We start from the raw sequence: 19,556 nt of genomic DNA, 5'->3' as shown, positions 1-19,556 counted from the left end.
CTGCCCGACTTCACCTGGGAGCGCACCGACCGCGTGGACGCCCTGCGCGCCGCCGTGGGCATGTGAGCCCTCCACACCCGTTCGTCGCCGAGGCCCGGTCTCCCCGTGGGGGGCCGGGCCTCGGCGCGTCCGGGCCACCCGCGGGGACGGCCCCGGGCACGGCCAGGAGCGCGGCAGGCCCGGGCGGTGACGGTTCACGGGGACGGGCGACCGGCGGCGTTGTCAGTCACGTTTGGTAAGAATGCAAGCGTGAGCAGCGACAACGGGGAGCCTCGGGCAGACGGGAACGGGGAGCCTCGGGCAGCAGGGGACGGCGGGGCCGAGGAGGCGCCGCCGGAGCAGCTCGCGCTCATCCGGGAGAGCGTGCGCACGGCCAAGGTGCCCCGGGCCAAGCCGCGCACCTGGCGGGGCGCCGCGGTCGCCAAGGAGCTGCCGGTCGCGCGGGTGCTGGTCGACAAGGGCGTGCTGCACCTCGACCGGTACTTCGACTACGCCGTGCCCGAGGAGCTGGACGCGCAGGCACAGCCCGGTGTGCGGGTGCGGGTGCGGTTCGGGGCCGGGCGCCACCGGGTGCGTGACGGGCGCCGGGAGGGGGGCGGCCTCATCCACGGCTTCCTCGTCGAACGGCGGGCCGACTCCGACTACTCCGGGCCGCTGGCCGCGCTCGCCCAGGTCGTGTCGCCGGAACCGGTGCTCAGCGAGGAGCTGCTCGGCCTCGCCCGGGCCGTCGCCGACCGGTACGCGGGCAGCCTCGCCGACGTGCTGCAGCTGGCCGTCCCCCCGCGCAGCGCCCGCGCCGAGCAGCGGCCGTCCCCGGAGCCGCTGCCCCCGCCTAAGGCGCCGGACCCCGGTTCCTGGGCGAGATACGAGCACGGGGGCGCGTTCCTCGACGCGCTGGCCTCCAACGGGTCGCCCCGCGCCGTGTGGAACGCGCTGCCCGGACCGCTGTGGAGCGAGGAGCTGGCCCGCGCCGTCGCCGCCACCCTCGCCTCCGGACGCGGCGCCCTCGTCGTCGTACCGGACGGGAGGGCCGCCGCGCGCGTGGACGCCGCGCTGACCGCACTGCTCGGCCCCGGCCGGCACGCGCTGCTGACCGCGGACGCCGGACCCGAGAAGCGGTACGCGCAGTGGCTGGCGGTACGGCGAGGTTCCGTGCGTGCCGTCGTCGGGACCCGGGCGGCGATGTTCGCGCCCGTGCAGGACCTCGGTCTCGTCGCCGTCTGGGACGACGGGGACGACAGCCACAGCGAGCAGCACGCCCCTCAGCCGCACGTCCGCGATGTGCTCCTGCTGCGCGCCGCGCTGGACAAGTGTGCCTTCCTGCTGGGTGGCTGGGGCTGCACCGTGGAGGCCGCCCAGCTCGTCGAGAGCGGCTGGGCGCGGCCGCTGGTCGCCGGCCGGGAGCAGGTGCGCCGCACCGCGCCCCTGGTCCGGACGGTGGGGGACGGCGACCTCGCGCGCGACGAGGCCGCCCGCGCCGCCCGGCTGCCGACCCTGGCCTGGCAGGCGGCCCGCGAGGGGCTGCGGCACGGTCCGGTGCTGGTGCAGGTGCCCCGGCGCGGTTACGCCCCCCGGATGGCCTGCGCCCAGTGCCGGGCGCCCGCCCGGTGCCGGCACTGTTCCGGTCCGCTCGAAGGGCAGGACGGGGGAGTTCTGCGCTGCGGGTGGTGCGGGCGCGAGGAGAGCGCCTGGCACTGCCCGGAGTGCGGCGGCTTCCGGCTGCGCGCCCAGGTCGTCGGCGCCCGCCGCACCGCCGAGGAGCTGGGGCGGGCCTTCCCCGCCGTCCCGGTGCGCACCTCGGGGCGCGAACACGTGCTGGACACCGTCCCGGACACGCCCGCGCTGGTCGTCAGCACGCCGGGCGCCGAACCGGTGGCCGAGGGCGGCTACGCGGCGGCCCTGCTGCTGGACGGCTGGGCCATGCTCGGCCGGCCCGACCTGCGGGCCGGCGAGGACGCGCTGCGCCGGTGGATCGCGGCCGGCGCGCTGGTGCGGCCCCAGGCCGAGGGAGGGATCGTGGTCGTGGTCGCCGAGCCGACCCTGCGGCCCGTCCAGGCCCTGGTGCGCTGGGACCCCGTCGGGCACGCCGTGCGGGAACTGGCCGAGCGGGCCGAGCTGGGCTTCCCGCCGGTGTCCCGGATGGCGGCCGTGTCCGGTCCGCCGGCTGCCGTCGCGGAGTTCCTGGCCGCGGCCGGGCTGCCGCCGGACGCCGAGGTGCTGGGGCCCGTGCCGCTGCCGCCCCCGCCGCCCGGCCGGCCGCGCAGACCCGGCGCACCGCCGCCCGGCGAGCACTGGGAGCGGGCACTCATACGGGTACCGCCGGGCAGCGGCGCCGCGCTGGCCACCGCGCTGAAGACCGCGCAGGCCGCGCGCATGGCACGGGGGAGCGGTGAGGCGGTGCGGGTCCGGATCGACCCGCCGGACATCGGCTGAGACAGCGCCGCCCTCGGGGGGACCGTCGTCCTCGGGGAGGCCGCTGTCCTCGGGGAGGCCGCTGTCCTCGGGGAGGCCGCCGCCCTCGGGGAGGCCGCCGCCCTCGAGGGGACCGCCGTCCTCGGGGGGACCGTCGTCCTCGGGGAGACCGCCGTCCTCGGGGGTGCCCGGCACCGTCGTGGCCCGGCCTGCCCCGGCCGCCGCGCCGGAGGCAGCCGCCTCCAGGGCCCCTGGCATACGACTGCCCTCCCGGAGACAGGCCGGGAGGGCAGAGCGGGCCAGGACGGAGGGGAGCGGGCAGGGCCGGTGGGGTCAGCCGTTGCGCGGGCTGGGGAAGGCCGTCGGCCGGGCGTCGTCACGCAGGGCGGGGCTGCCCGCGGTCGGCTGGGTGGGCATGGAACGGGCCGCGGGCACCGTCGGCACCGCGGGCAGCCCCGTGTTCACGTTGAGCGTGCGGCTGCCGGTCGGCTCTGGTGTCCGCTCCGGCTCCGCGACGGCCTGGGGGGTCACGCGGCGGGCGCCGTACCGGCGGTGCACCGCCTGCTTGGTGACCCCGAGCGCCGAGCCCACCGCGTCCCACGAGAAGCCGAGTGAGCGGTCGAAGTCCACGGCGGCCGTGACCAGGGTTTCGACACTGTCCCGGAGTTCCTGGGCGAGGCGCACCGTCGGGGCGGGTGCGCGTCCGTACACGACGAAGCCCGTGGACGGGCCGGAGCGGCGCGGGCGGTATACGTTGCCCAGCTGGGCGGTGAGGGTGCGCAGCGCGTCCACCTGCCGGCGGACCCGCTCGATGTCCCGCACCAGCAAGTGCAGGCTGGCCCGGGCCTGGGCGTCGTGGGTTGCGTGGTCGGCCATGAACAAGCCTCTCGAACCGGCGTTGAAAGGAATTGGGCCGCGAAAGCGGCCCGATGTGGTCAACTCTTTCTTGACCAACGCGTGTGCGCTCCGCTGGTCACGGGGTGGGGGCGTGCGGGCATATGCGTACGCCGCCCGCCCGGTCGCGCGCCACCCGTGGTCATAGACTGGTGCGCTGCCCGCCCGCCCCCCGCCCGAGAGGCCCGATCCCGCCCATGAAGCTCGTCTTCGCCGGTACCCCCGAGGTCGCCGTTCCCGCCCTGGACGCCCTGCTCGCCTCCGGGCGGCACGAGGTGGCCGCCGTCGTCACGCGGCCCGACGCGCCGGCCGGGCGCGGACGCAGGCTGGTCGCGTCGCCCGTGGCCGAGCGGGCGGAGGAAGCCGGCATCGAGGTGCTCAAGCCCCTGAAGCCGCGGGACCCGGAGTTCCAGGAGCGGCTGAGGGAGATCGCCCCGGACTGCTGCCCGGTCGTCGCCTACGGCGCCCTGCTGCCGAAGTCCGCCCTGGACATCCCGGCCCACGGCTGGGTCAACCTGCATTTCTCGCTGCTGCCCGCCTGGCGCGGCGCCGCGCCCGTGCAGCACTCCATCATGGCGGGGGACGAGATCACGGGCGCCTCCACCTTCCTCATCGAGGAAGGACTCGACTCCGGACCCGTCTACGGGACCGTGACCGAGCGGATCCGCCCCACCGACACCAGCGGTGACCTGCTCACCCGGCTCGCCTTCGCCGGCGCGGGGCTGCTCGCCGCGACCATGGACGGCATCGAGGACGGCACCCTGAAGGCCGTACCGCAGCCCGCCGACGGCATCACCGTCGCACCGAAGATCACGGTCGAGGACGCCCAGGTGGACTGGGCGGCGCCCGCGCTGCGCGTGGACCGGGTCGTGCGCGGCTGCACCCCGGCGCCCGGCGCGTGGACCACCTTCCGCGGCGAGCGGCTCAAGCTCATCCAGGTCACGCCGGTGCCCGAGCGGACGGAGCAGGCGCCGGGCCGGCTCGCCGTGGGCAAGAACAGCGTGCACGTGGGCACCGGTTCGTACGCCGTCGAGCTGCTGTGGGTGCAGGCCCAGGGCAAGAAGCCGATGCGCGCCGCCGACTGGGCGCGCGGGATGCGCATCGCGGAGGGCGAGACGCTCGGCGGCTGACGCCCCGGGCGGCGGTGGCGGCTGACGCCCCGGACGGCGGTGGCGGCTGACGCCCCGGACGGCGGTGGTGGCTGACGCCCCGGGCGGCGGTGGTGGCTGACGCCCCGGACGGCGGTGGTGGCTGACGCCCCGGACGGCGGTGGTGGCTGACGCCCCGGACGGCGGGGGCGGCGGTGCGCCGACGTAGGCTGGACGCGCATCCTCTTCTTCACACCCGGAGCACCTTTTTCGTGAGCGAGCCCTCCCGGCGGCCCCGCAAGCCAGCCAAGCCCTACCGCCGTCCCCAGAAGGATCCCGTCCGCTTCCTCGCCTTCGAGGCGCTGCGCGCGGTGGACGAGCGGGACGCGTACGCCAACCTCGTACTGCCCCCGCTGCTGCGGAAGGCCCGCGAGAAGGGCGACTTCGACGCCCGGGACGCCGCCCTCGCCACGGAGCTGGTGTACGGCACGCTGCGCAGGCAGGGCACGTACGACGCCGTCATCGCCGCCTGCGTCGACCGGCCGCTGCGCGAGGTCGACCCGCCGGTGCTGGACGTGCTGAGCCTGGGCGCGCACCAGTTGCTCGGCACCCGCATCCCGACGCACGCCGCCGTGTCGGCGTCCGTCGAGCTGGCGCGGGTGGTGCTCGGCGACGGACGGGCCAAGTTCGTCAACGCCGTGCTCCGCAAGATCGCGCAGGACGACCTGGCGGGCTGGATCGAGAAGGTCGCGCCGCCCTACGACGAGGATCCCGAGGACAACCTCGCCGTCGTGCACTCGCACCCGCGCTGGGTCGTCTCCGCGCTCTGGGACTCCCTCGGCGGCGGCCGGGCCGGCATCGAGGAGCTGCTGGCGGCGGACAACGAGCGGCCCGAGGTGACGCTGGTCGCCCGGCCGGGCCGGTCCACCGCCGAGGAGCTGCTGCGCGAGGAGTCCGCCGTGCCGGGGCGCTGGTCGCCGTACGCCGTGCGGCTCGCCGAGGGCGGCGAGCCGGGCGCGGTCGAGGCGGTGCGCGAGGGCCGGGCCGGCGTGCAGGACGAGGGCAGCCAGCTGGTCGCCCTCGCGCTGGCGAACGCCCCGCTGGACGGGCCGGACGAGAAGTGGCTCGACGGGTGCGCCGGACCGGGCGGCAAGGCCGCGCTGCTGGCGGCGCTGGCCGCCGAGCGCGGGGCCGTGCTGCTCGCCTCGGAGAAGCAGCCGCACCGGGCGGGGCTCGTCGCCAGGGCGCTGCGGGGCAATCCCGGGCCGTACCAGGTCATCGCCGCCGACGGGACCCGGCCGCCGTGGCGGCCCGGCAGCTTCGACCGGGTGCTGGTGGACGTGCCGTGCACCGGACTCGGCGCGCTGCGCCGGCGCCCCGAAGCCCGCTGGCGGCGGCGCCCCGAGGACCTGGAGGACTTCGCGCCGCTCCAGCGCGGGCTGCTGCGCACCGCGCTGGACTCGGTGCGGGTCGGCGGTGTCGTCGGGTACGCCACGTGCTCCCCGCACCTCGCCGAGACCCGGGCGGTCGTCGCCGACGTGCTCAAGGAGCGGCCGGAGACCGAACTGGTCGACGCCCGCCCGCTGCTGCCCGGCCTGCCCGCGCTGGGCGAGGGACCGGATGTCCAGCTGTGGCCGCATCTGCACGGCACGGACGCGATGTACCTGGCCCTGATCCGGCGTACGGCCTGACCCGGGGCAGGACGGACGGCGCGCCCCGCGCGGGCGCGGGGAACCGCCGGTCGACGTCGGCAACCGGTCCACGGAAGGGTCGCGCGCCCCGCGCGGGCGCGGGGAACCGCGCGGCCGGCCGCCACCGGACCGCGGACGGGACACGGCCTCGACGACCGCCGTGAACGCCGGGCGCGGCGGCATGGCAGGCTTATGTCATGGCCGTGCAGATCAACCCCAGCATCCTGTCCGCCGACTTCGCGCGCCTCGCGGAGGAGGCCGAGGCGGTTCGAGGCGCCGACTGGCTCCATGTCGACGTCATGGACAACCACTTCGTCCCGAACCTCACGCTCGGCGTGCCGGTGGTGGAGTCCCTGGCCCGTGCGACGGACACCCCGCTGGACTGCCACCTGATGATCGAGGACCCCGACCGGTGGGCCCCGCAGTACGTGGAGGCGGGGGCGTCGTCCGTCACCTTCCACGTGGAGGCCGCCGCCGCCCCGGTGCGGCTCGCCCGGGAGATCCGCGCCAAGGGTGCCCGCGCCTCGATGGCGCTCAAGCCGGCGACGCCGATCGAGCCGTTCGAGGACCTCCTTCCGGAACTCGACATGCTGCTGATCATGACGGTCGAGCCCGGCTTCGGCGGCCAGGCGTTCCTGGACATCATGCTGCCGAAGATCCGCCGCACCCGTGAGCTGATCGGCAAGCACGGTCTCGAGCTGTGGCTGCAGGTCGACGGCGGTGTCTCGGCCTCGACGATCGAGCGGTGCGCGGACGCGGGAGCGGACGTGTTCGTGGCCGGCTCCGCCGTGTACGGGGCGCAGGACCCGGCGGAGGCCGTACGTGCTCTGCGCACACAGGCGGAGGCGGCCACCGCCCAGGCGTCCTGGGCATGCGACCACTGAGCCACGGCGAAGTGAACGCTTGAATGAACGGCGCCCATCAGGGCGGATCAGTCGCCCCGAATCTGCGAGGATGAACGGCGAATCCAGAGTGTGAACAAGCAGTGAGGAGATCGCCGTGTCGGGTATGTCGGCGGGCCGGTCAGCCATGCGGATGGGACCCGCTGAGCTGGTGCAGGCGGCGGCCATGGCCCGCCGCTTCTACCTCGAGGGGAAGTCCAAGATCCAGATCGCGGAGGAGTTCGGCGTCAGCCGCTTCAAGGTGGCCCGGGTCCTGGAGACGGCCCTCGAACGGGATCTCGTACGCATCGAGATCCGTGTGCCGGCCGAGCTGGACGCCGAGCGCTCCGACGCGCTCCGCGCCCGGTACGGCCTGAGGCACGCCGTCGTGGTCGAGTCCCCGGCCGAGGCCGAGGAGACGCCCGACCCCGAGAACCTCGGTGAGGTCGCCGCCGACCTGCTCGGCGAGCTGGTGAACGAGGGCGACGTGCTCGGCCTCGCCTGGGGCCGGTCCACCATCCACATGGCGGCGGCGCTGGACCGGCTGCCGCCGTGCACGGTGGTGCAGCTGACCGGCGTGTACGACGCCGGGACCGCCGAGCGCGGCTCGGTGGAGGCGGTCCGCCGGGCCGCCCAGGTGTCGGGCGGTGACGCGCACCCGATCTACGCGCCGATGCTGCTGCCGGACGCGGCCACCGCGGCGGCGCTGCGCAACCAGACCGGGATCGCCCGGGCCTTCGAGTACTTCGACAAGGTCACCGTCGCCTGTGTCTCCATCGGCTCCTGGGAGCCGGGCATCTCGACGGTGCACGACATGCTCAGCGACGAGGAGCGCGCGCACTACGCCTCGCTCGGTGTCGCCGCCGAGATGTCGGCCCACCTCTTCGACTCCGACGGGCGCCGGATCGGACGGGACCTGGGGGAGCGCTGCATCACGGTCAAGACCGACCAGCTGCGCCGTATCCCGGAGGTCGTGGCCATCGCGGGCGGCCAGCGCAAGGCGCCCGCGATCGACGCGGTGCTGCGTTCGGGGCTGGTCACCAGCCTGGTGACCGACACATCGGCCGCCGACTACCTGATGACGGCCGGCCCGACACCGAAGCCGGCGCTCAGCCGCGCGGACCCGGACGGGATCTGACCACGGGACGCGGCACCGTCGTGACGGGACGGCCGTGGCGGCATCGCGGCATGCTGCCACGGTTCGTCCCCCGTGCGCTCGCGGGGCTGCTGGTCTGTCTCACCGTCCTGCTGGCGGGATGCTCGTCCGCCCCGGGCGGCACCACCGCCCCGGGCGTGTCCACCCCGGCGTGGGCCAGGGGCATGGGCACCGTCCGGGAGCCCCGGCTGCCCGCCGAGGCACGCCGGACGCTCGTCCTCATCGACAAGGGCGGCCCCTACCCGTACGCGAGGGACGGGGTCGTCTTCGGGAACTTCGAGGGGCACCTGCCGAAGCACCGGCGCGGCTACTACCACGAGTACACCGTGCCGACGCCCGGATCACGCGACCGCGGGGCCCGGCGCCTCGTCACCGGACAGGGCGGCGAGACCTACTACACCGATGATCACTACCAGTCGTTCCGGGCGGTGCTGAGATGACGGAAGACCTGGGCGGCCGGTACACGGTCACCCTCGACCTGGACGGCGTCACGGGCAAGGCGGCCCTGATGGACCGCGTCTCCCGGGCCCTGGCGCTGCCCGACTGGTTCGGTCGGAACTGGGACGCGCTGGCCGACTCCCTCGCCGACCACACGGTCTGGCCCGAGGGGGCGGCGGAGCGGGGGCTGCTGATCGTCGTACGCGGCTGGCGGCCGTACGCCGAGGCCCGGCCGGACGAGTGGCGGACCGCCGAGGACGTCTTCGCGGAGGCGGTGGACCACACCCCCTCCCTGACCGTACTCCTGGCCCTTGGAGGATCCTCCTAGCTGATCGACCGCCACCCTGGAGGTTCTGTCAGGGCACGGCACCGGCCATGACATGGGAGAATGAAGTACGTGCTCTTTCCCCCTGGCACACCTGTCCGGGGGTCACCTCTGATCGACTGGGATGTGCGGCACGTGCGTTTCCTCAATGACCTCCAGCCCCCGTACGACCTGACGTACGACGACGTGTTCATGGTGCCGAGCCGCTCCGCGGTGGGCTCGCGTCAGGGCGTGGACCTCAGCTCGCCGGACGGCACGGGCACCACCATCCCGCTCGTCGTCGCCAACATGACCGCCATCGCCGGCCGCCGTATGGCCGAGACGGTGGCCCGCCGCGGCGGCCTCGTGGTCATCCCGCAGGACATCCCGATCGACGTCGTCGCCGACGTGGTCTCCTGGGTGAAGAGCCGCCATCTGGTGCTGGACACCCCGATCGTGCTGGCCCCGCACCAGACCGTCGCCGACGCCCTGGCGCTGCTGCCCAAGCGGGCGCACAACGCGGGTGTGGTCGTGGACGAGAACCAGCGGCCCGTCGGTGTCGTCACCGACGCCGACCTGTCCGGCGTCGACCGCTTCACCCAGCTCGAAGTGGTCATGTCCAAGGACCTGCTCCTGCTGGACGCCGACATCGACCCGCGCGAGGCCTTCAACACCCTCGACCAGCACAACCGCCGCTACGCCCCGGCCGTCGACAAGGACGGCAGGCTCGCCGGCATCCTGACCCGCAAGGGCGCCCTGCGGGCCACGCTGTACACCCCGGCCGTGGATGCCGACGGCAAGCTGCGGATCGCCGCCGCCGTCGGCATCAACGGCGATGTGGCGGGCAAGGCCAAGCAGCTGCTCGACGCGGGTGTGGACACGCTCGTCATCGACACCGCGCACGGTCACCAGGAGTCGATGATCAGCGCCATCAGGACGGTGCGCGCGATCGACCCGCAGGTGCCGATCGCCGCGGGCAACATCGTCTCCGCCGAGGGCGTCAAGGACCTCATCGACGCCGGCGCGGACATCATCAAGGTCGGTGTCGGCCCCGGCGCCATGTGCACCACCCGCATGATGACCGGCGTGGGCCGGCCGCAGTTCTCCGCCGTCCTGGAGTGCGCCGCCGAGGCGAAGAAGTACGGCAAGCACGTGTGGGCCGACGGTGGCGTCCGGCACCCGCGCGACGTGGCGATGGCCCTCGCCGCCGGTGCGTCCAACGTGATGGTCGGCTCGTGGTTCGCCGGTACGTACGAGTCGCCGGGCGACCTCCACCACGACGCCAACGGGCGCGCCTACAAGGAGTCCTTCGGCATGGCGTCCGCGCGTGCGGTGGCCAACCGTACGTCGGAGGAGTCGGCCTACGACCGCGCCCGCAAGGCGCTGTTCGAGGAGGGCATCTCCACCTCCCGCATGTTCCTCGACCCGGGCCGCCCGGGCGTCGAGGACCTGATCGACTCGATCATCGCGGGCGTCCGCTCCTCCTGCACCTACGCCGGTGCCGGCTCCCTGGAGGAGTTCGCCGAGAAGGCGATCGTCGGCATCCAGAGCGCGGCCGGCTACGCCGAGGGCAAGCCCCTGCACGCCAGCTGGAGCTGACCCCGGGGCCCAAGTCCCATCTGAACGGCCCCCGTTGTTCCCGCATCCGGGACGACGGGGGCCGTCGGCGTATCCGGGGGGCGAGGGGGAGCAGCCGCCCCGTCGGCCGGCGGACCAGCCCGTCGGCCGGGCCCGGTGAGGGGCCCGTGCAAGGGTCGAAAGCCCGGGCGCAACGATTTGTCATTCGGGCCCGATGAACGCAATGATCATGCGGGGATGCGCAAGGTTGCTGCATTACGCCGGTGAAGGCCCGCCTCGTAGGGTGCTGCGCTAGTACGTGGTGTGGCGGGGACCCCGCTCGATGGGTTCCTGCCCTCGCAGGCCCATCGGTCCCCCTCCACGAGGGCCGGCGGTCATGCCGGTCCACGACCACAACCCACCGGCAGCGAGAAGGAGCCAGCGCGTGCTCGATCAAGGCGCACCACCGCAGAACCAGATATCGGCCGCCCCCGCGTCCCCGGGCATCGCCGCGCGCCTGATGCGTCGCAAGCCGGTGGAACTGCTGGTCGCGGAGGGCGGCCAGGGTGAGGGAGGGCAGCTTCGGCGCTCTCTCGGACTGTGGCAGCTGACCATGATCAGCATCGGTGCCACGCTCGGCACCGGTATCTTCGTCGTCCTCGGCGACGCCGTTCCCGAGGCCGGCCCCGCGGTCACCCTGTCCTTCGTGATCGCCGGTCTCACGGCGCTGTTCTCGGCCCTGTCGTACGCCGAGCTGGCGGGCAGCATCCCCGTCGCCGGTTCCTCGTACTCGTATGCGTACGCAACGCTGGGCGAGCTCGTCGCCTGGGTCTGCGGCTGGTGCCTGGTGCTGGAGTACGGCGTGTCGGTGGCCGCCGTCGCCGTCGGCTGGGGTGAGTACCTGAACGAGCTGCTCGACGGCACCATCGGGGTCACCATCCCCGACGCCCTGTCCTCGGCGCCGGGCGAGGGGGGCATCATCAACCTGCCCGCCCTGATCGTCGTCCTGCTGGCGATGGTGTTCCTGCTCGGTGGGGCGCGGGAGTCCGCCCGCGCCAACACGATCATGGTCTGTGTGAAGATCGTCGCCCTCGTGCTGTTCTGCACGGTCGGCTTCATGGGCTTCAAGTCCGGCAACTACGCCGACTTCATGCCGCTCGGCATGACGGGTGTCAGCGCCGCCGGCGCCACGCTGTTCTTCTCGTACATCGGCTTCGACGCCGCCTCCACCGCGGGCGAGGAGGCGAAGGACCCCAAGCGGGACCTGCCGCGGGCGATCATGCTCTCGCTGATCATCGTGACCGCGCTGTACGTGCTCGTCGCGGGTGTCGCCGTGGGCGCCTGGAACTGGAAGAAGTTCGACGGCTCCGAGGCCACCCTCGCCGCGATCATGAACGATGTCAGCGGCCAGACCTTCTGGGGCACCCTGCTCGCGCTGGGCGCGGTCATCTCCATCGCCAGCGTGGTGCTCACCGTGCTCTACGGCCAGACCCGCATCCTCTTCGCGATGTCCCGCGACGGCCTGGTGCCCAGGGCGCTCGGCAAGGTGCACGCGAAGTCCGGGGCTCCCCGTCTCAACACGGTGATCGTGTCCCTCTTCTGCGGTGTGCTCGCCGCCCTCATCCCGCTGGGCAAGCTCGTCGACGCCACCAGCATCGGCACCCTGTTCGCCTTCGGTCTGGTGAACATCGCGGTGATCGTGCTGCGCTACCGGCGCCCGGAGCTCGAGCGCACGTTCAGGGTGCCGTTCGGCCCGGTCCTGCCCGCCGTGGGCTTCCTCTTCTGCGCGTACAACATGTTCAGCCTCGACACCGTCACCTGGGTCGTCTTCGGATGCTGGATGGCCGCCGGGCTCGTGTTCTACTTCCTGTACGGCCATCGCCGTTCCCGTCTCGCGACCGGTGAGGACCTCGCGGTGACGGCAGAGAAGTGACCGGACCGAAGAAGTGAACCACCCCCAGTGCTGAACGATCTCGACGAACGCATCGTGCACGCCCTCGCCGAGGACGCCCGCCGCTCCTACGCGGACATCGGGCAGATGGTCGGCCTGTCCGCGCCCGCGGTGAAGCGGCGCGTGGACCGGCTGCGGGCCACCGGAGCCATCACCGGATTCACCGTCCGGGTGGATCCGGCGGCGCTCGGCTGGGAGACCGAGGGGTACATCGAGATCTACTGCCGGCGCAACACCTCGCCGGACACCATCCAGCGGGGGCTGGAGCGGTACCAGGAGGTCGTGGCCGCGTCGACCGTCACCGGCGACGCGGACGCCATCGCCCAGGTCTTCGCGTCCGACATGCGTCACTTCGAGCGGGTGCTGGAGCGGATCGCCGGCGAGCCGTTCGTGGAGCGGACCAAGTCGGTGCTGGTGCTGTCGCCCCTGCTGCGCCGGTTCTCCTCAGGGGCGCCGGGGTAGCGGCCGGAGCACAGCCCGGGCTCGACCGCCGTATCCGGCGTCCGGCCGCACCCCGAGTTCTACTCCGCGGTCTTGCGCGCCAGCGGATTGTTCCCTATCGAGTTGTGCACGCTGAAGCTCACCGCGTCCGAGCGGTAGCGGTCGTCGGACCACTCCACCGGGCGGCCCTCGGGCGTCGTGGTCACCCGGCGCACCCGTAGCAGCGGACTCGTCCGCCGCACCCGCAGCAGCTCGGCGTCCGGGGCGCCGCAGGCCACCGCGTCGATGACGTGCTCGCCGTACGCGAAGACCAGGCCCGTCTCGTCGTACAGGCGCTGGGTGACCGACGGGCAGTCGGGCTCGATGGACTCCACCGCCGGGGCGATCCAGTCGGCGTACACCGTCCGTTCCAGCAGGACCGGCTCGCCGTCCAGGCCGCGGACCCGCAGGACGTGCAACACCGGGGTCCCCGGGGCCAGTTGGAGGCGGATCGTGTCCTCGGCGGTGGCCGGGCGGTATTCCTGGGACACCACGTGGCCCGTGGCCTCGCGGCCCATGGCGCGGGCCCACTGGGCGAAGCTGCGCAGTTCCGCGAAGCTCTGGCTGCGGCGGCTGGCGAGGACGACCCGGCGGGCCCCCTGGCGGGAGCCGATGAGCCCCTCGGCGGTCAGGGCCGCGACGGCCTGGCGGACCGTGCCGCGCGAGACGCCGTAGTGCGCGGCCAGCTCCGACTCCGAGGGCAGCCGGCTGCCGACCGTGTACTCCTCGCGGCCGATCGCGCGCCGCAGCTCGTCGGCGATCTCCTCGTGTCGCGCCGTCATGCTTCCCCTCTGCGTAGGCCGCTGTGCACAGCGTGACCAGCCTAATCGACGTCTCCGGGTGATCCGTGTCAACCGGAAGTGTGCAGGGAAACGGGGCTCGGTGTTTCGCCGCCGTTCATGAACAGGTCACCGAGACCGGGCGTACTGAGGCCAACTTGTTCAGACAAGTTATCCCTCCCGCATCATGTGTCCCCCTGGAGAGACCGTGACCGTGTCCCAGAGAAACGCCGTCCTCGGCGGTTCCCTCGCCGTCGTCGCCGCGCTCGCGCTGAGCGCCTGCGGTGCCGCCCCCGACAACGCGTCGAGCACCACCAAGGACGGCAAGAACGCCGCCACCGCGACCTCCGCCGCCGACTTCGGCGGTCTCGACGCCCTGGTCAGGGCGGCCAAGAAGGAGGGCACGCTGCACGCCATCGCGCTGCCGCGTGACTGGGCCAACTACGGTGCCCTCATCGACGGCTTCCAGAAGAAGTACGGCATCAGGATCGAGGTGGAGAGCCCCGACGCCGCCAGCCAGGACGAGATCAACGCCGTCACCACCCGCAAGGGCCAGGACCGCGCCCCCGACGTCCTCGACCTCGGTTCCTCGTTCGCGCTGAGCGCCGCCCAGCAGGGCCTCCTCGCGCCCTACAAGGTGGCCTCCTACGCCGATCTCCCCGCAGCGCAGAAGGACCCGCAGGCCCGCTGGTACAACGACTACGGCGGCTACGTCTCCATCGGCTGCGACGCCAAGCGCGTCAAGCAGTGCCCGACCACCTTCAAGGATCTGCTCAAGCCCCGGTACAAGGGCCAGGTCGCGCTCAACGGCAACCCCACCAAGTCCGGCTCGGCCTTCGGCGGTGTCTACGCGGCCTCGCTCGCGAACGGCGGCTCCTTCGACGACATCCAGCCCGGCCTGGACTTCTTCGCCAAGCTGAAGAAGAGCGGCAACTACACACCCGTCGAGTCCACCCCGGCCACCGTCGAGAAGGGCGAGACGCCCATCTCCATCGACTGGGACTACCTGAACGCCGGCTACGGCGAGGAGTTCAGGTCCAAGGGCCTCGACTGGAAGGTCGCCGTCCCGAGCGACGGCCAGTACGCCCAGTACTACTCCCAGGCCATCAACAAGGACGCCCCGCACCCGGCGGCCGCCCGCCTGTGGCAGGAGTACCTGTACAGCGCCGAGGGCCAGAACCTGTGGCTCAAGGGCTACGCCCGCCCGGCCCTGATGCCCGCCATGGACAAGGCCGGCACCCTCGACAGGACGGCCGCCGCCCGGCTGCCCGAGGTGTCCGGTACGCCGACCTTCCCGACCGAGGACCAGCAGAGCAAGGCCAAGACGGTCATCGCCCAGGGCTGGGGTAAGGCCGTCTCCGGATGACCACCGTTCTCCCGCGCACGGACGCGGCGCCCGTCGCTTCGGTGAAGCGGCGGCGCCGCGCCCCCGGCTGGCTCGCCGTGGTGCCGCTGCTGGTGTTCACGGCGATCGCCTTCGGGCTGCCCGCCGTGGCCATCGTGGACGGCGCCTTCACGGTCAAGGACGCCACCACGGGTGCCGCCTCCTACACCGGCGCCAACCTGACGGCCTCGCTGCAGGGGCCGTACCTCACCGCGCTGCTCGGCAGCGTCAAGCTGTCCGCGCTCTCCGCCGTCCTCGGCGTCCTGCTCGGGCTGCCGCTCGCGCAGGCCGTGGTCAGCTCCCGCTCCCGCGCGCTGCGCGAGGCCGTACTGACCGCCTCCGGGGTGCTCGCGAACTTCGGCGGCGTCCCACTGGCCTTCGCCTTCGTCGCGACCCTCGGCAACGCGGGCGTCCTCACCGTCCACCTGGGGCTGAAGGACAGCGGCTGGGACCTCTACAGCTTCTGGGGCCTGGTCCTCGTCTACCTGTACTTCCTCGTCCCGCTCATGGTCCTCACCATCACCCCGGCGCTGGACGGCCTGCGCACCCAGTGGCGCGAGGCCGCGCTGAACAACGGCGCCACCGGCGTGCAGTACTGGCGGCACGTGGCCCTGCCCGTGCTCGCGCCCTCGCTGCTCGGCGGACTGGTCCTGCTCTTCGGCAGCGCCTTCGCCGCCTACGCGACCGCCGCCGCCATGGTCGGCAGCGCCGTCCCGCTGGTCACCCTGCAGATCGCCGACGCCCTGTCCGGCAACGTGCTGGTCGGCCAGGAGAACGTCGCCCTCGCCCTCAGCCTCGACATGGTCCTGGTCGCGGGCCTCGTGATGGCCGTGTACCTGCCCCTGCAGCGGAGGAGTGCCCGATGGCTCGACGCCTGAACCTCTGGCGGTGGGCCGTCCTCGGCCTCGCCGCCCTGTACTTCCTGGTGCCGCTCGCCGCCTCCGTGATCTTCACCGTCGACGTGCCCGGCCAGGGCGTCACCTTCGACGCCTACAGCAAGATCCTGTCCACCGAGGGCTTCGTCTCCAGCCTGGAGCTCTCGCTGGAGCTGGCCGTGGCCACCATCGCGGTCGTGCTGCTGCTGATGGTGCCCGCCGTGGTCGCGCTGCGGCTCGGCGCGCCCCGGCTGCGGCCGGTGGTGGAGGTGGTGTGCTCGCTGCCGCTGGTGGTGCCGCCGATCGCCTTCGTCGCCGGCATCGTCAGCGTGCTGAAGTGGGGCCCGGAGCACCTCTCCCGGACCCCGCTGTTCCAGACCTTCGTGGCGATCCAGGACGAGAACTTCCCCATCGTGCTGGTCCTCGCGTACGTCGTGATGGCACTGCCGTTCGTCTACCGCGCCCTGGACGCGGGCCTGCGCGCCGTCGACGTGCGCACCCTCGTCGAGGCCGCCCGCAGCTGCGGCGCCTCCTGGCCGCAGGCCCTCGTCCGGGCCGTGCTGCCGAACCTGCGCGGCGCGCTGCTGAACGCGGCCTTCCTCACGCTGGCCCTGGTCCTCGGCGAGTTCACCGTCGCCCAGCTGCTCGGCTTCCGGCCCTTCGCCGTGTGGATCTACAACATCGGCGGCTCGCAGGCCCAGATGTCCGTCGCCGTCTCCGTGCTCAGCCTGCTCGTCACCTGGGCCCTGCTCCTCGCGCTCGCCGGTGCCGGCGGCGGACGCAACCGAACCGCTTCTTCCCGGGGATGACCCACCATGACCGTCACCACGCTTGAGAAGGCCACCGCCGAGAAGGCCGCGACCGTCGAATTCCGCGGTCTGCGCCGCGAGTTCGGTGCCACCGTCGCTCTCGACGGCCTCGACCTGACCGTCCGTCCGGGCGAGTTCCTGGCCCTGCTCGGCCCCTCCGGCTGCGGCAAGACCACCGCGTTGCGCATGCTCGCCGGGTTCGAACACCCCGACTCCGGCGCCGTCCTGGTGGACGGCGAGGACGTCACGCACGTCCCGGCCCACCGCCGCGACGCCGGGATGGTCTTCCAGTCGTACAGCCTCTTCCCGCACCTGAACGCCGTCGACAACGTCGCCTTCGGGCTGCGCATGCGCAAGGTCCGTACGGCCGAACGCCGCTCCCGGGCCGCCGAGCTGCTCGACCTCGTGGGCCTGGGCGACAAGGGCGAGCGCTACCCGCACCAGCTCTCCGGCGGACAGCAGCAGCGCATCGCGCTGGCCCGCGCCCTCGCCCTGCGCCCGCGCGTGCTCCTGCTCGACGAGCCGCTGTCCGCCCTGGACGCCAAGGTGCGGCTCACCCTGCGAGAGGAGATCCGCCGGCTCCAGCAGGAGCTGGGCATCACCACCCTGTTCGTGACCCACGATCAGGAGGAGGCGCTGTCCGTCGCCGACCGGGTCGCCGTGATGCGCGCCGGCCGCCTGGAGCAGTGCGCCGAACCCGCCGAGCTGTACGGCCGCCCCGCCACCGCCTTCGTCGCCGAGTTCGTCGGCACCATGAGCCGGATCCCGGGCGAGCTCAAGGACGGCACGGCCGAGGTGCTCGGACAGCGGCTGCCTGCCGACGGCGAGGCACCGGACGGCGCCGTGGACGTGCTGGTGCGGCCCGAGGCCGTCCGGGTGCACGCCGACGAGCAGGGCAGCGCCCGGGTCGTCGCCACCTCCTTCCTCGGCGCGGTCGTCCGGGTCACCGTACGGCTCGCCGACGGCACCGAGGCCAAGGCCGACCTGCCCGCGCACGAGGCAGCCGGGCTCGGCGCCGGGGCGGCCGTCAGCGTGTCGCTGCCCGAACGGCCCGTGCTGGTGGCCGAACGTATCCAGAAGTGAGGAACGAGGAAAACGTGTCCCCCCACACCCCCGACCGCCCCCAGCGCCCCCTCCAGGCCGTGCTGTTCGACATGGACGGCACGCTCGTGGACACCGAACGCCTGTGGTGGGAGGCCGTCGAGCAGGTCGCCGGACGTCCGCTGACCGAGGCCGACCAGCCGGACGTGCTCGGCCGCCCGGTCGAGCACACCGCCGCCTGGCTCGGCGCGCTCACCGGCCGCCCGGCCGCGGACCTCGCCGCCGGGCTGCACCGCGAGTTCGCCGAGCGCGTCCGCACCGGCATCGTGCCCCGCCCCGGCGCCCTGGACCTGCTGGCCGCGCTGGCCGCCGCCGGCATCCCGACCGCCCTGGTCACCGCGTCCCCGCGCGCGGTCGCCGACGTCGTCCTGGACGCGCTCGGCGCCGGACGGTTCGCGGTCTCCGTCACCGCCGACGACACCCCCCGCACCAAGCCCGCCCCCGATCCGTACCTCGCCGCCTGCCGAGCCCTCGGCGTCGAGCCGGCCGCCTGTGTGGCGGTCGAGGACACCGAGACCGGGGTGGCCTCCGCCGAGGCCGCCGGGTGCGCCGTACTCGCCGTACCGTCCCTCGCCCCGATCGGCGCTGCGCCCGGCCGGACCGTACGGCAGAGCCTGGCCGGCGTCACGGAACAGGAGCTGAGCCGCATGGTGGCGCCCCCCTCGCTGACGGTCATGAGCTGGAACCTGTGGCTCGGCGGCAGCCGGGTCGAGGACCACCGGGCCAAGCAGCTCAAGGCGATCCTGGACAGCGGCGCCGACGTCGTCGGACTCCAGGAGACCGGCGGCACCGCCACCCAGGAGCTGGCCGGGGCCCTCGGCTGGCACCACCACCGGGCCGGCGAGAACCTCGGCGTGCTCAGCCGCCATCCGATCACCGCCCGGTTCGGCGACCCCGACGTCGGCTTCTACGGCGCCGCGGGCGTCCGGATCGCGGTGGCCCCCGGCCGCGAGGTCGACGTGTGGACCGCGCATCTGCACTACACGCCGTACGGCCCCTACGAAGCCGCCTTCGACGGGCTGCCGGCGGCCGAGCTGATCGCCCACGAGGAGGTGCGGCTCGCGCAGATGCGGGACGCCCTGCAGCGGATCGCGGAGGTGTCCCGCGAGGGCGTACCGGTCGTCCTCGTCGGCGACTTCAACTGCCCCTCGCACCTGGACCGGCCGGACGTCGCGTGGCCGGTGACGAAGGCCGCCGAGGAGGCGGGCCTGAGCGACTCCTTCCGGGAGGCCCACCCCGACCCGGCCGCCGTGCCCGGGCACACCTGGTCGCCGGTCCACCCCGTGCACGAGGACGGCAGCGGGCGGCCCGAGCCGCAGGACCGGATCGACTACGTACTGCACCGGGGCCTGACCGTGCGGGACGCGCGGACCCTCGTCACCGGCCGCCCGCGCCCCTGGCCGGACGTGGCGCACAACGACTGGCCCTCCGACCACGCGGCGGTGATCACCGCCTTCGTGCTGCCCCCTGGGTGACCGGCCCAGGGGGGGTGGTGAGCGGCGCATCGGGTCCGCCGACAGGGCGGCGGTCGGTGCGCCGTCCGGCCCGGCGGCCCGCAGCGCGGGGGGTCCGGTGAGACCGAGGTGTCCGGTGAGCCGCGCGGCCGTCCGGTGCCAGGGGCCGGTGAGGCCGGCTCCTTCCTGGGGCCGGTGGGCCGGCTCCGGTGCCACCCGTCGGCGAGACCGGCTCCGGTGCCACCCGTCGGCGAGACCGGCTCCGGTGCCGGCTGCCGGTGAGGCCGGCTCCGGTCCTCGGC

At 73.6% G+C, this 19,556-nt stretch carries 17 protein-coding genes; 15 read left to right on the top strand and 2 right to left on the bottom strand.

All coding sequences use genetic code 11. From position 1 onward, the window contains the following. Positions 1-249 precede the first annotated feature (249 nt). The gene (locus tag AB0B40_RS20300; RefSeq protein WP_362264812.1) at positions 250-2,433 is read left to right on the top strand and encodes a primosomal protein N'; all 2,184 of its coding nucleotides are present in this window, start codon (positions 250-252) and stop codon (positions 2,431-2,433) included. Between the two features lie 312 nt (positions 2,434-2,745). On the opposite strand, the gene AB0B40_RS20295 is transcribed toward AB0B40_RS20300, so the two are convergent. Next, on the bottom strand, positions 2,746-3,288 hold the full coding sequence (locus AB0B40_RS20295) for a hypothetical protein (protein WP_345056501.1): 543 nt from the start codon (positions 3,286-3,288) through the stop codon (positions 2,746-2,748). A gap of 215 nt (positions 3,289-3,503) precedes the next feature. On the opposite strand from AB0B40_RS20295, the gene fmt reads away from it, so the two are divergent. From fmt to AB0B40_RS20250, 9 genes are all read left to right on the top strand, one after another. After that, complete coding sequence (gene fmt, locus AB0B40_RS20290) at positions 3,504-4,436, top strand: methionyl-tRNA formyltransferase (protein ID WP_345056499.1); 933 nt, start codon at positions 3,504-3,506, stop codon at positions 4,434-4,436. Positions 4,437-4,666: 230 nt separating this feature from the next. After that, positions 4,667-6,085, top strand: a complete 1,419-nt coding sequence (locus AB0B40_RS20285; protein ID WP_362264810.1) for a transcription antitermination factor NusB — start codon at positions 4,667-4,669, stop codon at positions 6,083-6,085. Positions 6,086-6,282: 197 nt separating this feature from the next. Further along, complete coding sequence (gene rpe / locus AB0B40_RS20280; RefSeq protein ID WP_345056495.1) at positions 6,283-6,969, top strand: ribulose-phosphate 3-epimerase; 687 nt, start codon at positions 6,283-6,285, stop codon at positions 6,967-6,969. A gap of 124 nt (positions 6,970-7,093) precedes the next feature. Continuing rightward, positions 7,094-8,104: a sugar-binding domain-containing protein gene (locus tag AB0B40_RS20275; protein ID WP_345056507.1), complete on the top strand. Its 1,011-nt coding sequence runs from the start codon at positions 7,094-7,096 to the stop codon at positions 8,102-8,104. A gap of 50 nt (positions 8,105-8,154) precedes the next feature. Further along, positions 8,155-8,562, top strand: coding sequence for a ribonuclease domain-containing protein (locus AB0B40_RS20270; RefSeq protein WP_345056493.1), 408 nt, complete (start codon positions 8,155-8,157; stop codon positions 8,560-8,562). After that, positions 8,559-8,888, top strand: a complete 330-nt coding sequence (locus tag AB0B40_RS20265; protein ID WP_345056491.1) for a barstar family protein — start codon at positions 8,559-8,561, stop codon at positions 8,886-8,888. Before AB0B40_RS20270 ends, AB0B40_RS20265 begins: the two co-directional genes overlap by 4 nt. A 132-nt stretch (positions 8,889-9,020) precedes the next feature. Continuing rightward, positions 9,021-10,463: a GuaB1 family IMP dehydrogenase-related protein gene (locus AB0B40_RS20260; RefSeq protein WP_362264808.1), complete on the top strand. Its 1,443-nt coding sequence runs from the start codon at positions 9,021-9,023 to the stop codon at positions 10,461-10,463. A 403-nt stretch (positions 10,464-10,866) separates the two neighbouring features. Further along, positions 10,867-12,354 (top strand): amino acid permease, encoded by a 1,488-nt coding sequence (locus AB0B40_RS20255; RefSeq protein ID WP_345056487.1) that lies wholly within the window; start codon positions 10,867-10,869, stop codon positions 12,352-12,354. A 27-nt stretch (positions 12,355-12,381) separates the two neighbouring features. Further along, the gene (locus AB0B40_RS20250) at positions 12,382-12,834 is read left to right on the top strand and encodes an Lrp/AsnC family transcriptional regulator (RefSeq protein ID WP_031174468.1); all 453 of its coding nucleotides are present in this window, start codon (positions 12,382-12,384) and stop codon (positions 12,832-12,834) included. A 59-nt stretch (positions 12,835-12,893) separates the two neighbouring features. On the opposite strand, the gene AB0B40_RS20245 is transcribed toward AB0B40_RS20250, so the two are convergent. Further along, positions 12,894-13,634 (bottom strand): GntR family transcriptional regulator, encoded by a 741-nt coding sequence (locus AB0B40_RS20245; protein WP_345056482.1) that lies wholly within the window; start codon positions 13,632-13,634, stop codon positions 12,894-12,896. Between the two features lie 184 nt (positions 13,635-13,818). Here AB0B40_RS20245 and AB0B40_RS20240 point away from each other — a divergent pair, with 184 nt between their 5' ends. The 5 genes from AB0B40_RS20240 to AB0B40_RS20220 are packed head-to-tail and all read left to right on the top strand — an operon-like array spanning position 13,819 to position 19,275. Further along, positions 13,819-14,997, top strand: coding sequence for an extracellular solute-binding protein (locus tag AB0B40_RS20240; RefSeq protein WP_345056480.1), 1,179 nt, complete (start codon positions 13,819-13,821; stop codon positions 14,995-14,997). Further along, positions 14,994-15,893, top strand: a complete 900-nt coding sequence (locus tag AB0B40_RS20235) for an ABC transporter permease subunit (protein ID WP_362264805.1) — start codon at positions 14,994-14,996, stop codon at positions 15,891-15,893. The genes AB0B40_RS20240 and AB0B40_RS20235 overlap by 4 nt, the downstream gene beginning before the upstream one ends. Then, complete coding sequence (locus AB0B40_RS20230) at positions 15,878-16,699, top strand: ABC transporter permease subunit (RefSeq protein WP_345056476.1); 822 nt, start codon at positions 15,878-15,880, stop codon at positions 16,697-16,699. Before AB0B40_RS20235 ends, AB0B40_RS20230 begins: the two co-directional genes overlap by 16 nt. Before the next feature lie 6 nt (positions 16,700-16,705). Then, entirely contained in the window at positions 16,706-17,782 is a 1,077-nt protein-coding gene (locus AB0B40_RS20225; RefSeq protein WP_362264803.1) for an ABC transporter ATP-binding protein, read from the top strand. Positions 17,783-17,796: 14 nt separating this feature from the next. After that, on the top strand, positions 17,797-19,275 hold the full coding sequence (locus tag AB0B40_RS20220) for an HAD-IA family hydrolase (RefSeq protein WP_362264801.1): 1,479 nt from the start codon (positions 17,797-17,799) through the stop codon (positions 19,273-19,275). Positions 19,276-19,556: the final 281 nt, after the last annotated feature.

This window comes from Streptomyces sp. NPDC042638 (genome assembly GCF_040647235.1).
Lineage (GTDB): Bacteria > Actinomycetota > Actinomycetes > Streptomycetales > Streptomycetaceae > Streptomyces > Streptomyces rameus.
The sequence above is the reverse complement of the archived record's forward strand: the minus strand, read 5'-3'. Positions and strand labels throughout refer to the sequence as shown.

Bases quoted from the DNA above. Each gene is read 5' to 3' on its own strand.
- fmt (WP_345056499.1), top strand. From the start codon at position 3,504: ATGAAGCTCGTCTTCGCCGGTACCCCCGAGGTCGCCGTTCCCGCCCTG.
- AB0B40_RS20235 (WP_362264805.1), top strand. From the start codon at position 14,994: ATGACCACCGTTCTCCCGCGCACGGACGCGGCGCCCGTCGCTTCGGTG.
- AB0B40_RS20295 (WP_345056501.1), bottom strand. From the start codon at position 3,288: ATGGCCGACCACGCAACCCACGACGCCCAGGCCCGGGCCAGCCTGCAC.
- AB0B40_RS20265 (WP_345056491.1), top strand. From the start codon at position 8,559: ATGACGGAAGACCTGGGCGGCCGGTACACGGTCACCCTCGACCTGGAC.
- AB0B40_RS20245 (WP_345056482.1), bottom strand. From the start codon at position 13,634: ATGACGGCGCGACACGAGGAGATCGCCGACGAGCTGCGGCGCGCGATC.
- AB0B40_RS20240 (WP_345056480.1), top strand. From the start codon at position 13,819: ATGTGTCCCCCTGGAGAGACCGTGACCGTGTCCCAGAGAAACGCCGTC.
- AB0B40_RS20275 (WP_345056507.1), top strand. From the start codon at position 7,094: ATGTCGGCGGGCCGGTCAGCCATGCGGATGGGACCCGCTGAGCTGGTG.
- rpe (WP_345056495.1), top strand. From the start codon at position 6,283: ATGGCCGTGCAGATCAACCCCAGCATCCTGTCCGCCGACTTCGCGCGC.
- AB0B40_RS20225 (WP_362264803.1), top strand. From the start codon at position 16,706: ATGACCGTCACCACGCTTGAGAAGGCCACCGCCGAGAAGGCCGCGACC.
- AB0B40_RS20230 (WP_345056476.1), top strand. From the start codon at position 15,878: ATGGCTCGACGCCTGAACCTCTGGCGGTGGGCCGTCCTCGGCCTCGCC.
- AB0B40_RS20270 (WP_345056493.1), top strand. From the start codon at position 8,155: ATGCTGCCACGGTTCGTCCCCCGTGCGCTCGCGGGGCTGCTGGTCTGT.